Here is a 14,890-nt window from a genome sequence, read left to right as displayed (position 1 = left end):
CCCAACACTACAGTCTTAATAAAAATATAATATTCGTTATTCAGGCTTTTTGACGATAAAAGGACGGTAATAATTGGCCAAACGGTTTAAGGAGTCGTCTGGTAAGTCAGGTAACAGCTTATTCAAGGCCATGCTCATGCCTTTATCGATAGCTGCCTTAGCAACTGGCACAGACTTACGCTTAATCATGCCCAACTTTAATGTATCAGCATAGCGGCTGATAAAATGCGTTAAAGTCTCTTCGTTTACGGTTTCAAGCGCTTTTTTAAATGTCGCTCTATCAACGTGTTCAGGCGTAATAGCCGCAAAGCCGTCATCAATGGTTTTGGCATCTGCATCTGATAACTTAAAACCGATGCGCTTGACGCCTTCATTATCAATAAATGTCGCTTGATCTCTTAAGAAATGAAAGCTTGGCATCACTTCTTCATTGTTTTCTTTGCCCAATAGAATATTGAGTAGGGTATCTGTTGCACGCTCGATAGTGCCAACGATTTTGCGCATAGAAGCTTGGCGCTCAGGATTTGGAATGATATCTACTAAACCAACCAGTAATTTATCCGTTAAATCACGTGCCGTTTGATGAGTAAGGGCATCACGGTAAGGGTAATATTCTACTTCTTCGTTTGATTCAACGACTTGTTCTGCCTCAATAATCAGCGCTTTTAATTTATCTGAAGGTACAAATCCGAAATAGTGTGTCATGCCAACTCCTTTATTTGTTGTTTTTGACGTCTTATCGACGTTACAAACCTCGTTAAATCAGTTACTATTTATGCAGAATACAAAGAAAGAGCTCGTCATTTTAAACATAAATCAGTGAAGTGTCTTAATCTTAAAGTGCAATGCTTGGTTAGTTAATAACAATCTGATGGAGGCGTTTTATTTCCCTAATGATGAGTGATTTGAGTCACTCATCGCACACTAATTTAGCATATTTTTTAGATTTTGATTTAAAAAGCTTGAACTCATAAGGCTATCTATAACTTGTCTAGGGAGAGATAAGATGAATAGTGCTATTGTACTGTTGGTTGCAGTTGCCGCAATGCTCTGCGGCTATGTGTTTTATTCAAAGTTTATTGCTACAAAAATTCTGGCATTGGACAATAGTCGTCCCACGCCAGCTCATACGATGAAGGATGGGATAGATTATGTCCCTACCAATAAATACGTCTTATGGGGTCATCATTTTACCTCGGTGGCAGGGGCGGCACCGATTATCGGTCCTGCCATTGCAGTGATTTGGGGTTGGGTGCCTGCCATCATTTGGGTAGTATTGGGCACCATTTTTATGGCTGGTGTCCATGACATGTCCGCCATTTGGGCCAGTATGCGCAATCGAGGTCAGTCTATTGGCTCTATTGCGGGTACGGTCATGGGTACACGTGTCCGTAGCTTAATGATGGTTGTTATCTTTTTATTGTTATTGATGGTTAATGCGGTATTTGGCGTTGCTATCGCCAATATGATGATTAAAACGCCGTCTGCCGTATTACCGGTTTGGGGTGCGTTGATCGTGGCCTTTATCATCGGTCAGTGTATCTATCGCTATAAGATGAATCTGGTTTGGGTATCTATCATTGGCGTCACTGCTTTATATGGACTAATTTATCTTGGCCCTATGTTCCCCGTCGTGTTACCTGAGACCTTTATGGGTCTTCCTGACAATGCGCTGTGGATTATTATCTTATTTACCTATGCCGCGATTGCGTCACTACTACCGGTGTGGATGCTATTGCAGCCTCGCGATTATATTAATGGCTTGCAGTTATTTGTCGGTTTGATTCTATTATACGCGGCGGTATTTATTGCTACGCCAAATATTGTCGCGCCAGCCATCAATACAGACCTTCCAGTCGGTACGCCTTCACTATTACCATTATTATTCGTGACTATTGCTTGTGGTGCCATTTCAGGATTCCATGGACTGGTAGCGACTGGAACAACGTCAAAACAGATTGATAAAGAAGAAGATGTGCGCTTCGTTGGTTACTTTGGCGCACTGGGTGAAGGCATGCTCGCACTGGGTGCTATTCTTGCTGCCACTGCAGGCTTTGCAACCCTTGGCGACTGGCAAGCCGTTTATCAAAAATTTGGTGACGGATCTGTTGGTGCTTTCATTGATGGTGGTGCAACCATACTAAATGCCGGTGTTGGTATTGATATGGTGTTATCACAGACGATGCTGACCGTGATGGCAGCCTTGTTTGCTGGCACTACGATGGATACTGGCGTTCGATTACAACGTTATATCTTCCAAGAGTTTGGTGAGATTTATAAACTACCAGTCCTAAATAAGAGTGTAGTAGCCACGTTACTTGCTGTTGGAAGCTGTCTACTGTTGGCATTTGGTGCAGGTGGCATTGATGGCGCAGGCGGTATGATTATATGGCCACTATTTGGTACGACCAACCAACTCATGGCTGCCTTAACCTTGATGATTGTCACCGTCATCTTATTACGTAAAGGTAAACCTGTCTGGTACACCTTAGCGCCCTTGTCATTCTTGTTAGTGATGACCGTTTTTGCCTTATTAATTCAGCTAAAAACATTCTTTAATGATGGTAATTGGCTGCTTATTATTATGGATATTATTATCTTGATAGCCACAATTCTAGTGACGTTTGAGAGTCTGTCCGTATTGCGTAAAGAATGGACATTGCATAAAGGTAAAACGGATGCCTAGTTGAGGTTAAAACCTATAATCCATATCTTTATAAATAAAAAACGCTAGCAGCAATTGCTGGCGTTTTTTGTATGAGATAGGCATGATAGATGATAAGAAATAAGCAGATTGCGAGTAAATCATGGAAGATAACAAGATACCAAATAAGTCAAAAAATGCTATAGGAAGTGATGCGGCAGCATATCTAGCAGACGATAAAGAATCTATTTTAAGCGATACCAATAAACCTCAAACATGGTGGCAGAGGTTTGCGGCAGGACTGAATGAGTTTTATCATGCGCCGTATCGTCAAACGATGGCACGTGCAGCGCGTGACGAAGAAGATTTCTTTATGCTGCTTATGTTCGCTGAGAGCCTCGGTATTGATAATCCAGCCAGCTTTTATACCCTTGAGTTACAACCGCTTTTTTTAGAAAACTTCCACGAATGGCACACACGCATGGGTATGGATAGATGCCCCTTTGACCACGTTGGTTGCTGTTAGTCGGCTGCTAATTTATTAACCGTTCCATTGATTCAATATTGAGACACGAGTATGGCTTTACGTCCTCTGCATAAACTAGTAGAACAACTGGCAGCGCAGCCGATTATATTCGTCGGTGGTAAAGGCGGTGTGGGTAAAACCACCACTGCCGCGGCACTTGCCAGTCATTATGCTAGCCAACAAAAAAAGACACTGATTATCTCAACCGATCCTGCCCATAGTTTGGGTGATGTGCTTAATATGCGGTTAAGTAACGAGAAAATAGCGGTAACACCTTATCTTGATGCCATCGAGCTAAATCCTAACGTCATCGTCGATGCGCATTTTGCCCAAGTTGAGCGTACCATCAGCGCTTATGCCAATCCCGATATGATGCCCAAAATTCGTGAGCACCTACGCCTATCAAAATCTGCGCCAGGTGCACAAGAAGCCGCCATGCTCGAGTCCATGTGTCAGCATTTAGTCAGTGCAGCGGATGCCAATTATGAACATATCATATTTGATACCGCGCCAACTGGTCATACACTGCGTTTATTAGTCTTGCCCGAGATGATGGGCGCGTGGACAGATGGATTATTGGCACAGCAAAGGCGGCAAGCTAAATTGCGCTCGGTCGCGAACCATTTAGACAGTCACAATCAAAAGAGCAATCAAAAAGACGTCGATAATGATGTGCCAAATCCATTTGCTGCAAACAAATCTGACCGCTGGGAGCAAGCAGTATCCGTACTAGAAAAACGCAAAGCGCTGTTTCGTCAGGCAGGAATATTGCTGCATGACCGTAGCCAAACCGCGATTGTATTGGTAATGACTGCCGATGTACTACCATTGGCAGAGACCAAACGCGCTATCGAACAGTTACAGGACAGTAAACTGCCGCCAGCAGCGATAGTGGTCAATCAACTGATAACACCCATACAGGCTGATGAGTTTTGGCAACATCGTGCCGAGCGCCAGCAGCAGCTAATGCATGATATTGAAAAGAGTTTTACGAATTATCCGCTGTATCCAATTTATCTACAGAAAACAGATATACGCGGTACTGATGCATTAAGTACCTTACTAGAGGCATAGTTATATAAAAATAGCTCCATAAAGAAATAAATATTGTTACTCAACTGGTATTATTCAGCCCCACGTGACTGTAATTTACTTGCCAGCGACCATGCCATATCTGCGCGTAGTAACTGAGCCTGTTCAGACTTACCGCTACTGAGCGACGACCACTGCGGTTTGCCACGGGCTTTTTTGAGCTCACTTGGCAATTTATGTGTCGGCCATGGCGTGACGGTGTTGCTTTCGTCATCTAACGACTGTTCAATACTGGATTTCTCACCTTTATACAGCAATTGCGTGGCATCAGTTGCTGCATGACCACGATGACGCAGAGCAGTGAGTAAATCTATCGCACGAGTGGCGAGCAAGGTTAGGGTGGCAGGGTCGATATATAAGCGTTTTACCCCAGTGATTCTATCGGCGATGCTACTGGTATTAGACAATAGCCCACCTGCGATACCACCGATCGCGGCACCCAATCCCAACGTCGTGCCTAATGCTGCCGCATCAATACCCAAGCCTAATAATGCGCCCGCTGCCGCGCCAGATGTGGTGCGAATACCATAGCTTTTGAGCAGTTCAGGGTCAAAAGGGTCTTGCTGATACGCTTGTAATTCAAGTGGGGTTGCTGCCACGGCATTATCATAAAACTTATATAAGTTAAGTAGGTTGTGCTGCATCGCCCGTTCACTTTGTCTAACGGCCTCTTGCATTTGTTCCAATACGGGCATTGGGTCATCATCTTCATTAATCTCATGGACGAAAGCGGCGACATTTAACAAAAAGTCGGCAATGATGATATTGGCCTCATCATAGAGTTGCTCCCAGTTCTCCGTACGACGCGTCATCAGTTGCTCAAGCATCTCCGAGTGAGTGAGCATGGTGGCGAGGTTTTGCCATAGGCGCATTTCATCTTCAAATTCAAACGCCACTGAATCAAAACGGGTCGAGATGTGCAGATTGCGTCTGGCGAGCATCGTTTGCCAGTCATCGATATTGGCATCCTGACTGTCCGTAAAGTTGAATACGGGCATGACAGGTATCGCGGCCCACGATAAAATAGCCAGCTCGTCTTTGTATTTACCGAGTACCGGCTCACGCGCATCGACAACATAAATGGCCATATCACTTGCCAGCAACTGACGGATAACTTTGGCTTCTTGGCTATAGTCCTCATTACTGCTTAGCGCATCACCACCTTGGGCAATGTCTGCTGCCAAAAACTGCTGCAGGCGCTCAATACCATCACGGCGGCTGGCCGTATTGTCTTCCAGCCAATCCATCAGCCCTGAGGCGTCCTCTAGACCCGGAGTATCATATAGTATGACCAAATCTTCACCGGTTTGGCTGTCTGTTAGTTTGGCTTGCTCCACATGACGCGTGGTTGCAGCCTCGTTCTTGACCTCACCAAAATAGACATCACGTAATAGTGTGCGCAGGATAGAGGTCTTACCCGTATTGGTATGACCAACGACTGCTAATTTGAGTGCTTCGCCACTGGCTATCGTGGTTTTTTTACCATCTCGCGCTGTCAGCTTTTCAGATTCATCAGCAGAATAATCTATGGGGGTGGTATTAACATTGTCCTGAGTAGATGCTGTTGCCTCTGGGTTCATTAGGTTGCTGCTAGGGCCGTCTTTTAGTGCCTTGTCAGCAAATAAACCGACGGGTTGACCATTGGTCTTATTATTATCCATCTTATGATTCCATATCATTTGTATAAAAGCTATTGAGTAGAGCTAAGGACATAACGCTACTTAGTGTCCACCAGACCAATTTTTCGCGCAGAGAGCGCGGTTTGCCACTGTTGATAGCGAACTTCTTGATTTCCCGCCACCTGCGCCGATGTTTGCTTTTTTAAATCTGCCGTACTTGAAACAGCGTTATTTGAAATATCAGCATTAATAATATCATTGTCAGTCAAACTGGTATCACCAAGCAGTTGTACGATGAGCCCATCTGTCGCATGCTCTGCGATACGATCGAGTTTACGTAGGGTGCCACGGTCAGGCAGGGCTTTACTATGAATCCCTAATAACACCTGCACTGGGTGCTTATCAAGATAGCTTGTCAAGCGATCCATATCATCGCGATCATCAACGATACCAAAATCCTCTATCTCACTATTATCATTGATATTGGCATCAAGACCCTCAAGCCACCAATTATTCTGCTCTGATGGGTATTCGAGTAAAGCCACCAGTTTCTTGCCAGTACTGACCGTCGCTTTTGGGGCGATAGGAGCGGGTGCTTCTTTAAAATTATCAGCATCAACCACATGACGCTGCCAAAAATTCAAAATCTTTTGATAATAAGGCTGTTTGATATCCAAACGCATCTTTTTACGACGGAACACCAACGCGCAAAATGCCCAAGCGATTGCTCTAGGTACAATACCGTACATCAGCAGACTACCAACCAACAACCCCGCCCATTGCCGCGCGACAGACAGCGGCATCGCATCGGTTACCAAGCGACTCTGAACGATAGCGGTACTGTCTGGCACGCCAAACCCTACCATGCTTGGCAGCCAGCCGAGTATCTGAGTCAACGTGATAAGCGCCTGATCAGATAGTAGTGTCGACTCCCAGCTAAAACTGTACTGACGCACAATCAATAAAAACACAATCGCCAGCAGCATACCAGTCAAGGTAGCGAGCCACAGTTGATGGCTAAAGCGTCCCAAATACCAACGCATACCGCTGTGTTGTAATTGACGCTCGTACAAGTCAACCGCCGCCTTAGTCACATCATCCTTGCCACGGATGAGATAGCTAGGACTGACAAAATTGGCAAACCAATTCGAGGACTGCTTGCCTTGATTGATTAGCGTCATTACTAGCCAGCCTAAGAGCATAACGGTATGGAAACCAAGCAGACAGACCAGCACATAAAAGAAATTCACCACATTGGTCTGAAGTAGCGTAAACAATCCCAAAAACCCTGAGATGCACCACACCACACTCATAACCACCATAATACCCTTTATGCGACCGTCAATCTTACCGAGCACACGTGCCAGCGCACCGTTACTATCAATACGCGAGGCGCGGCGATGCAGTTTTTGGATAGGTTTTCCATCCTCACCTTGCAGTTTTTCAGTAATCAGTAGCGGGTCAGTAGCAAAAACATGCTGCTGCGTCTCAAGCGTACGTACCAGCTCAGTCAATTGGTCTTGGGGTGATAGCATAGTGCGATGATATCCCTATAAAAGCGTTGGTTAAAAAGTATAAGTATGATTTTATTATGTCAATGCTTACTTAAAAATAATGCTTACTTAAAAATGTTGAGTATTCTACCCATTAGTGATTATTGTAGCTCATATAGCGCGGCGATAACTTCTATTATTCTTAGCGTTTTATCATAGTAAATGTAAAGTAAATGCGCCAAAATGAATGCAGGTGAGTAATAGATAATAATACAGAGAGCAATAAGGAAGACCTTGTGAATAATAAGAATTATTTAATTATTGGTGGCACCGGTGGTATTGGTCAAGCGATTGTGAAAGAGCTACTACAACGGAGTGCTAATGAACAAAGTGATGAAAATATAGGAAATGCAAGGGTATATGTCACTTATCACAAAAGTCAGCCTGACTTTGCGGCAGATAATTTGCATTGGTTACCGATGGATGTGAGCGATGAGGATAGTATCGAACAAGCCATTGCTGATATTAAGCAGCAAACTCCCCATATCGACTGGGTGATTAACTGTGTCGGCTTATTACATACAGCACACAATCAGCCAGAAAAAGCACTACGACAACTGGAGACGGACTTCTTTTTACAGAGTATGCAGATTAACGCTTTAGCAAGTTTGCTGATTGCCAAGCATATCAGACCATTACTCGCAAAATCTGAACGTGACGCCGACAAGCCTGCCGTTTTTGCGACCATATCCGCCCGTGTTGGCAGTATCTGGGTGGTTGGTATAGCTACCGTATGAGTAAAGCGGCGCTAAATATGGGTATGAAGAATTTGAGCATTGAATGGAGTCGGTCGCTAAAGGATATCTGCGTGGTCGTCATGCAGCCAGGTACGGTTGATACCCAGTTATCTTCACCTTTTCAAGGCAATGTGGCTGACGAAAAGCTGTTCTCGCCAGCCTATAGCGCCGAGCGTTTACTGGAAGTGCTCGATAGGATGAGCGCTGCCCAATCTGGCAGTTTTGTCGATTGGGCAGGTGAGTCCATATCTTGGTAAAAGATTGGTAAAAACAAGATTCATCAAAACAAACAGGCGCTGAATTATTGATGCGCTTTAACATTAATTAGCGACAAATAAATCCATAAACTCATTGACCGGTGTTTGCTCTAAGCGTTGTTGGTCATCACATAGCGCGAAAATATCCGCACAGCGACTGTCAATAAAACGCGTTGCCAAACTGGCTCGGAACTTTGCTTCTAATACAGGGATGCCTTCTGCACGGCGGCGTTTATGGCCAATCGGGTATTCCACAGCGACTTTATCAGTACTAGTGCCATCTTTAAAGAATATTTGAATGGCATTGGCAATCGATCGTTTGTTTGGGTCATGATAATCTTTTGAATAATCGGTATCCTCTACGACAACCATCTTACGACGCAACTCATCAATCAAAATATGATGCTGTTCATGATAGTCGTCTTCGTAATTTTCTGCCATCAAGTCGCCCGTTAATAAAGGCACGGCGACCATATATTGCAGACAATGATCGCGATCGGCAGGATTATCAAGCGTGCCTTCTTTAGAAATGATTCGAATGGCTGAATCATGGGTGGTTAGGACGATTTTTTCAATCTCATCAATCCTATCATCGATACGTGGATGCAGAATGACAGCCGCTTCACAGGCAGTTTGTGCGTGGAACTCGGCGGGGAAGCTTATCTTAAATAAGATGTTTTCCATCACATAACTGCCAAACTCACGCTGAAAGGTAAAGCGGCACTCGTTTTCAGGTTTGAGTGCCAAGTCTTTATTGGTATGGCTAAATAGCACATCATAAAAGCCCCATTGCGGCGCAGTAAGTGCCCCCGGGATACCCATCTCGCCGCGACGGGTGATATCGACCAAGCGTACCGCACGACTGGTCGCATCACCTGCCGCCCAAGACTTACGGCTACCAGCATTTGGCGCATGGCGATAGGTACGTAATGCTTGACCATCGACAATCGCTTGCGAGATGGCTGCCATGATGCGCTCACGTGGTAATTTATAGAGTTTAGCAACCACCGCTGTCGAGGCGAGTTTGACTAGGAACACATGGTCAAGCCCCACACGGTTAAATGAATTGTCTAAGGCAAGCACGCCTTGAATCTCATGCGCCATTATCATGGCTTCTAAAACGTCGTGCATGGTGAGCGGTGCTTTATTTTGGCTGACATTCTGCTGACTGATATAGTCTGCCACTGCTAAAATCCCGCCTAAATTGTCCGAAGGATGACCCCATTCAGCAGCAAGCCATGTATCGTTATAATCAAGCCAGCGCACCATACAGCCAATATCGAAAGCAGCTTTGATAGGGTCGAGTCTATGGGAAGTACCGGGAACACGCGCGCCATTAGGGGTGATTTGATCAGTACAATCGGGTCCTAGATGCTTGGTACATTCAGGAAAGCGTAATGCCAGTAGTCCGCAGCCTAGCGTATCCATCAGGCAGTAGCGGGCGGTATTCCAAGCATCAGCGCTATTAGGCGAGTCGTTATCGATAGAGTAATTGAGCACATAATCGGCAATTTTTTGAATCTCATCGTCGTACTCTGGACGAATATTGCTCTCTACGGTGGCATTTTGAGTGTTAGACATAATCGTTACCCCTTCCTTGAGTCAAATATTTGAGCGATCAATAAATCTAACTTATTTACTAAGCGATTTATTCATCAGCCATCCATCAAAAATAACATACTCAATATCGAACAACAGTGAAGTCGTGTAAGACTGTTTTATCATTTGACGACTTTAAATCATCAAATAAATCAAACCTACGATGAATAACAATGCCAGTATCAACAGTAAAAAGCTGAGGATACTACTCGCTGTACCTGAGCGCTTCTTTTTTACTTTCACCTTTTTCAGCACAGGCAATACCATCGTGACATGCTCAATGCCATCTTCAAGATAGTGGTCACCCTCAGGGACAAACCCTAACGATTCGTAGAAGTTTAGCAAATAGGTCTGGGCGGATATGATGATGGTCTTTTTGCCATATTTTTTACGGCAGTATTTGATGGCTTGTTTCATAACTTGACGGGCAACGCCATTACCTCGATGTTCTGCTAGCACTAACACTCTGCCAATCGCGGGTATGGGACCAGAAGGATTGACTGAGGATTTTTTGTTATTGAATTGAGGCGGGATAATCCGGCAGTAGCCAATCAAGGCTTGGTTTTGATGAGCGACCAGATGTAAGCAATCAAAATCTACCTCGTCCATATCTTGATACGGGCAATTTTGCTCGACCACAAATACTTGTGAGCGGGCTTTTAAAATATGGTAAAGATCAACGGTGGTCAGCTCATCAAAGGTTTTTATAGAAAATTCACAGGTCATAGTCAAATAGCTTCTAACGATTTAAAGGACTGTTATAGAGTTACTGCTGTAAAGTCACAATATAAATGACAAATATAGCAGTAATGCATCAACGCCTGAGCATTATAACGATTTCGCCCTGCATTAACTATTTAAGGTTTGACTGATTTTGTCCAGGTTTAGACTGTCCGACATAGCATTGAATATCTCATAATACTTACCGTGATTGGCATACAGCTCTTCGTGCGTTCCTGTCTCCATAACCTGTCCATCTTCAATAACCACCAAATCATCGGCATCGATAATTTGTGAGATATTGTGTGAGACGATAATTACGGTACGGTCTTTTTTGATTAAGTCTAAGCTCTGCTTAATCTGCTGCGTAGCAATGGCATCAAGGCTAGCTGTTGGCTCATCCAAAAATACAATCGGTGGATCTTTTAAGAACATACGTGCCAGCGCAATACGCTGCTGCTGACCGCCAGAGAGTAGTTTGGCTTCACTTTCGTAGCCTTCAGGCATGCCTAGTATTTGCTCGTGAATAGAGGCTTGTTTCGCCGCGTCAACAATCTCCTCATCAGTGGCATCCATGGCACCATAACGAATATTGTCAGCGATAGTACCCGAAAAAATATGGTTTTTTTGTAGTACCAAGCCGATTTGCTCACGTAAGCTCTGGGTGCTGTACTCTTCTAAATCACGACCATCTAAGCAAATAGTGCCGCTGCTTGGGTCATAGAACTTCACCAATAGATTGATAATGGTGCTCTTACCCGCACCACTTAATCCAACCAAAGCCGTAATGCGATTGGGATAAATATTAAAACTCACATCCTTAAGCGCCTGTTTACCATTAGGGTATGAAAAATTAACATCTTTTAGCTCAATATGACCCTTTAAGTCGGTGCATTCTACTTCACCTTCGCTCTCAATCGCCTGATCATCATCCAAGATATCAAAGAACCCTTCAGCATAGGTCAAGGCATTATTGATTTGGTCATAGATACGGTGCAATTCACGAATAGGGGCGGCGACGTTTTGAAACAGTAAAATATGAAACATAATCGCACCAATGGTCATCTGCCCATTAAGCACGAAATAAGCGGTTAGAATGATAATTACCACGACGCCGATTTGCTCAATAAAGCTCTTACCAGCATTATACATAAAGGCGATACTGCGAATACGCAGCTGATTGGCGGTCATGTCCTTCTGGATTTCCCAGTGCTTATCAGACTCAATCGGCTCACGCACAAAGGATTTAATGACAGTAATGGAATCGATAATTGAAATGACCAATCCGCTTTTGGTCTCACGGTATTGGCGCATTTGCTTGCGAAACCCTTGCAAACGATTCGCTTGCTTCTGACTGACAAAAAAGTAAATCGGTACAATGATTAGACCGACCATACCGACCCAAAAGTTGGCATTAAACATAATAATTAATGACACGATGGCACTGGCAAACAGGGGCAGCATGTCAATAAAGAAGTTTTGCACCAGTTGCGTCAGACTGCTAACACCCAAATCAATACGGGTTTGTAGCTTACCACTGGCGTTTTCATCACTGGTATAAAACGCCATCTTGTAAGACAAAATACGTTCGACTACTTTTTGTGAGAGATCACGCGACAAGTTAATACGGATACGCTCACCAAAATAGCGCTGACCAAAAGTGATGAAGACGTTTAGCACCTCTTTTACCAATAAAACCGTACTAATGAGTATCAGTAAATTTAAACCTTCTTCCCAAGGGTCAGGTAAGTCAACGAGATTGGTTAAGGTGTCAATGGTATATTGCAGTACAAAGGCGTTAACCTGAGCGGTAAACGACCCAAGAACCGTCAGTATAAGGGTTAATATAAATAGTCCGCGATAGGGTCTGGCAAACTCTCCAAGTCTTTTTAAAATAGACCACAACAAAGCCCCCCGTTCTGTTTTCTTAGTGGGAGGCTTATTATCTAAAGGGACACGTTTTGGAGATGAGGCCATAATAGTATACTTATCGTTGATTAATTCTCAAAAACACTATTTTAACCACGTTAGAGCGCACTCAACAGAGCAAGTATGTATAAAGCTTGTCGTTAATCACTGCTAAATACACACAAATCAACGTTAATTACTGCTAATTTTTAGAGTGCTTTAAAATTGGGTAGATCGAGCCATTTTGCTCTTGGATAATGATTGGCTATGTGCTGTTGTAAGAACAATCGAGTGTCATTGGCAATTTGATTATCTACTGACGCTTGATTACCATCCGTCTGATTATCACACAAAGGATGGTCATTTTCTGTATCAGAATCAGATCCTTGCCAGTGATTGTAAACCAAAGTATGTAGCGGGATATTACGCTGTTTCAAGGCATCCAAGCTAAGCAACGTGTGATTGATACTTCCCAGTCTGCCCGAGGTGACCAATATAACGGGATAGCTCTGCGCGGCAATGTAGTCAATAATGAGTAAGTTTTCGGTAATAGGCACCATCAAACCGCCGGCACCCTCTAGCAGTACGGTGTCATAGGTTTGAAGCAGTGTTTGCGTCGATTTGGTGATTATCTCAACATCAATCACACGGTTTTCAAGCCGTGAGGCCAAATGCGGTGATGCAGGGACATCAAATACAAATGGGCAAGTTATCTGGTTGTTATCAACATCCTGTAGCGGCAACCCCATCATCTCTCGATGCGTTAATAAATCCTCTGCAATTCCTGTACATCCTGTTTGTACCAGTTTTTGAGTGATGACAGCATTGGGATTATCAAGTGCATTTTTTAACAGCATCTGGGCCAAATAGCCAGTTGCATAGGTTTTACCAATATCGGTGTCAATGCCGGTGACGAACAGCACACTCATGACAAGGCCTCCAAATATTCAGTCAGAACAGCACTTAAACGCTCACACAGCAACGTTACCTCCTCGTCGGTCATGATGATTGGTGGCATGATGTAGACCAGCCTTCCAAAAGGTCTGACCCAAACCTTATGTTTAATCAGCAACTGTTGAAAACGAGGCATATTTACACTGTCAAATAGCTCAATAACCCCAATCGCTCCTAAGCAGCGTATTTCTTTGACAGCCGTTTGAGTGTTTAATGCAAATAACTGCTTTTCTAATAGCACCTGAATGTGACGTGCACGTTCAGGGTAGTCACCCTCAATCATTAACTGTAATGATGTGTTTGCTACAGCACAAGCAAGCGGATTACCCATGAATGTGGGCCCATGCATAAGCGCAGGATTGTCACTACTGGCAATCGTATCTGCGACATGGCGTGTACACAAAGTAGCGGCAAATGTCATATAACCACCGGTCAATGCCTTACCCACTGTCATAATATCTGGGACGATATTTGCATGCTCAGAGGCGAACATAGCACCCGTACGCCCAAAGCCTGTGGCAATCTCATCTGCAATGAGCAGTACCTGATATTCATCACACAGCTTACGAAGCAGTTGTAAATACTCTGGATTATAAAAGCGCATACCACCAGCGCCCTGCACAATAGGTTCGATGATAAACGCAGCCATTTTAGTATGGTTTGCTACAAAAAACGCCTCCAGCTCTTGTCGGCTACTGGCTGACATTGGCTTATCGAATCCATCGGTGGGAGCATCAACAAATAACTGTATGGGTAACTGTTTGCCATAGATGGAGTGCATACCTGCTTCAGGATCGCATATGCTCATGGCATGCCAAGTATCACCATAATAGCCTGAACGCGTGGTGGCTATTTGCTTACGATTTTTATGATGACAGCCCAACTGATACTGTAATGCCATTTTTAAGGCAACTTCGACCGCGATACTGCCGCTATCAGCATAAAAAATAGCATCTAGACCTTTAGGAACGATAGACAACAAGGTTTTTCCTAGCTCAATAGCGGGCTTATGCGTCAGCCCGCCAAACATAACATGTGCCATATTATCGAGCTGATTTTTCACCGCATCATTTAAAGCAGAGTGGTTATAACCATGAACTGCTGCCCACCAAGATGACATGCCATCTATCAGTGTTTCGCCTGATTGGGTGTGCAAGTACACGCCCTCTGCACGTTCAATGATTAAGTTTGGATACGTTGGCGGTAAGCTGGTGTAAGGGTGCCAAAGATGCTGCTCATCAAAGGCGCTATCAGATAAAGAGGTGTCAAACATTGTTATTA

General features: G+C 44.1%; 13 protein-coding genes. 5 read left to right on the top strand and 8 right to left on the bottom strand.

The window, feature by feature from the left end:
* Positions 1–36: 36 nt before the first annotated feature.
* Positions 37–705 (bottom strand): hypothetical protein, encoded by a 669-nt coding sequence (locus tag QL919_RS11400; RefSeq protein WP_290189640.1) that lies wholly within the window; start codon positions 703–705, stop codon positions 37–39.
* Between the two features lie 301 nt (positions 706–1,006).
* On the opposite strand from QL919_RS11400, the gene QL919_RS11395 reads away from it, so the two are divergent.
* From QL919_RS11395 to QL919_RS11385, 3 genes are all read left to right on the top strand, one after another.
* Positions 1,007–2,686, top strand: a complete 1,680-nt coding sequence (locus QL919_RS11395; protein WP_290189639.1) for a carbon starvation protein A — start codon at positions 1,007–1,009, stop codon at positions 2,684–2,686.
* A gap of 205 nt (positions 2,687–2,891) precedes the next feature.
* Positions 2,892–3,170, top strand: a complete 279-nt coding sequence (locus QL919_RS11390) for a cory-CC-star protein (protein WP_356650378.1) — start codon at positions 2,892–2,894, stop codon at positions 3,168–3,170.
* Positions 3,171–3,221: 51 nt separating this feature from the next.
* Positions 3,222–4,244: an ArsA family ATPase gene (locus QL919_RS11385; RefSeq protein WP_290189637.1), complete on the top strand. Its 1,023-nt coding sequence runs from the start codon at positions 3,222–3,224 to the stop codon at positions 4,242–4,244.
* A 50-nt stretch (positions 4,245–4,294) separates the two neighbouring features.
* On the opposite strand, the gene QL919_RS11380 is transcribed toward QL919_RS11385, so the two are convergent.
* Both QL919_RS11380 and QL919_RS11375 read right to left on the bottom strand, forming a co-directional pair.
* Complete coding sequence (locus QL919_RS11380) at positions 4,295–5,923, bottom strand: DUF3482 domain-containing protein (protein WP_290189636.1); 1,629 nt, start codon at positions 5,921–5,923, stop codon at positions 4,295–4,297.
* A 56-nt stretch (positions 5,924–5,979) separates the two neighbouring features.
* Positions 5,980–7,416, bottom strand: a complete 1,437-nt coding sequence (locus QL919_RS11375; RefSeq protein ID WP_290189635.1) for a DUF2868 domain-containing protein — start codon at positions 7,414–7,416, stop codon at positions 5,980–5,982.
* Positions 7,417–7,670: 254 nt separating this feature from the next.
* Between QL919_RS11375 and QL919_RS11370 the strand changes: the two genes are divergently transcribed.
* Both QL919_RS11370 and QL919_RS11365 read left to right on the top strand, forming a co-directional pair.
* The gene (locus QL919_RS11370) at positions 7,671–8,171 is read left to right on the top strand and encodes an SDR family NAD(P)-dependent oxidoreductase (protein ID WP_290189634.1); all 501 of its coding nucleotides are present in this window, start codon (positions 7,671–7,673) and stop codon (positions 8,169–8,171) included.
* Positions 8,168–8,428 (top strand): hypothetical protein, encoded by a 261-nt coding sequence (locus QL919_RS11365; protein ID WP_290189633.1) that lies wholly within the window; start codon positions 8,168–8,170, stop codon positions 8,426–8,428. The genes QL919_RS11370 and QL919_RS11365 overlap by 4 nt, the downstream gene beginning before the upstream one ends.
* Before the next feature lie 63 nt (positions 8,429–8,491).
* Here the strand turns inward: QL919_RS11365 and QL919_RS11360 are convergent, their stop codons facing one another.
* The 5 genes from QL919_RS11360 to bioA form a co-directional block, all read right to left on the bottom strand.
* On the bottom strand, positions 8,492–10,009 hold the full coding sequence (locus QL919_RS11360; RefSeq protein WP_290189632.1) for a bifunctional 2-methylcitrate dehydratase/aconitate hydratase: 1,518 nt from the start codon (positions 10,007–10,009) through the stop codon (positions 8,492–8,494).
* Positions 10,010–10,162: 153 nt separating this feature from the next.
* Entirely contained in the window at positions 10,163–10,753 is a 591-nt protein-coding gene (locus tag QL919_RS11355; RefSeq protein WP_290189631.1) for a GNAT family N-acetyltransferase, read from the bottom strand.
* Positions 10,754–10,876: 123 nt separating this feature from the next.
* Positions 10,877–12,724 (bottom strand): ABC transporter ATP-binding protein, encoded by a 1,848-nt coding sequence (locus QL919_RS11350; protein WP_290189630.1) that lies wholly within the window; start codon positions 12,722–12,724, stop codon positions 10,877–10,879.
* A gap of 140 nt (positions 12,725–12,864) precedes the next feature.
* On the bottom strand, positions 12,865–13,584 hold the full coding sequence (bioD, locus tag QL919_RS11345) for a dethiobiotin synthase (protein ID WP_290189629.1): 720 nt from the start codon (positions 13,582–13,584) through the stop codon (positions 12,865–12,867).
* Positions 13,581–14,882, bottom strand: coding sequence for an adenosylmethionine--8-amino-7-oxononanoate transaminase (gene bioA, locus QL919_RS11340; RefSeq protein WP_290189628.1), 1,302 nt, complete (start codon positions 14,880–14,882; stop codon positions 13,581–13,583). The genes bioD and bioA overlap by 4 nt, the downstream gene beginning before the upstream one ends.
* Between the last annotated feature and the right edge of the window lie 8 nt (positions 14,883–14,890).

This window comes from Psychrobacter sp. APC 3426 (assembly GCF_030408035.1).
In the GTDB taxonomy this organism is placed as follows: Bacteria; Pseudomonadota; Gammaproteobacteria; order Pseudomonadales; family Moraxellaceae; genus Psychrobacter.
The sequence above is the reverse complement of the archived record's forward strand: the minus strand, read 5'-3'. Positions and strand labels throughout refer to the sequence as shown.

Coding starts and splice junctions, on each gene's coding strand:
- QL919_RS11400 (WP_290189640.1), bottom strand. CDS start 705: ATGACACACTATTTCGGATTTGTACCTTCAGATAAATTAAAAGCGCTG.
- QL919_RS11395 (WP_290189639.1), top strand. CDS start 1,007: ATGAATAGTGCTATTGTACTGTTGGTTGCAGTTGCCGCAATGCTCTGC.
- QL919_RS11385 (WP_290189637.1), top strand. CDS start 3,222: ATGGCTTTACGTCCTCTGCATAAACTAGTAGAACAACTGGCAGCGCAG.
- QL919_RS11380 (WP_290189636.1), bottom strand. CDS start 5,923: ATGGATAATAATAAGACCAATGGTCAACCCGTCGGTTTATTTGCTGAC.
- QL919_RS11375 (WP_290189635.1), bottom strand. CDS start 7,416: ATGCTATCACCCCAAGACCAATTGACTGAGCTGGTACGTACGCTTGAG.
- QL919_RS11365 (WP_290189633.1), top strand. CDS start 8,168: ATGAGTAAAGCGGCGCTAAATATGGGTATGAAGAATTTGAGCATTGAA.
- QL919_RS11360 (WP_290189632.1), bottom strand. CDS start 10,009: ATGTCTAACACTCAAAATGCCACCGTAGAGAGCAATATTCGTCCAGAG.
- QL919_RS11355 (WP_290189631.1), bottom strand. CDS start 10,753: ATGACCTGTGAATTTTCTATAAAAACCTTTGATGAGCTGACCACCGTT.
- QL919_RS11350 (WP_290189630.1), bottom strand. CDS start 12,724: ATGGCCTCATCTCCAAAACGTGTCCCTTTAGATAATAAGCCTCCCACT.
- bioD (WP_290189629.1), bottom strand. CDS start 13,584: ATGAGTGTGCTGTTCGTCACCGGCATTGACACCGATATTGGTAAAACC.
- bioA (WP_290189628.1), bottom strand. CDS start 14,882: ATGTTTGACACCTCTTTATCTGATAGCGCCTTTGATGAGCAGCATCTT.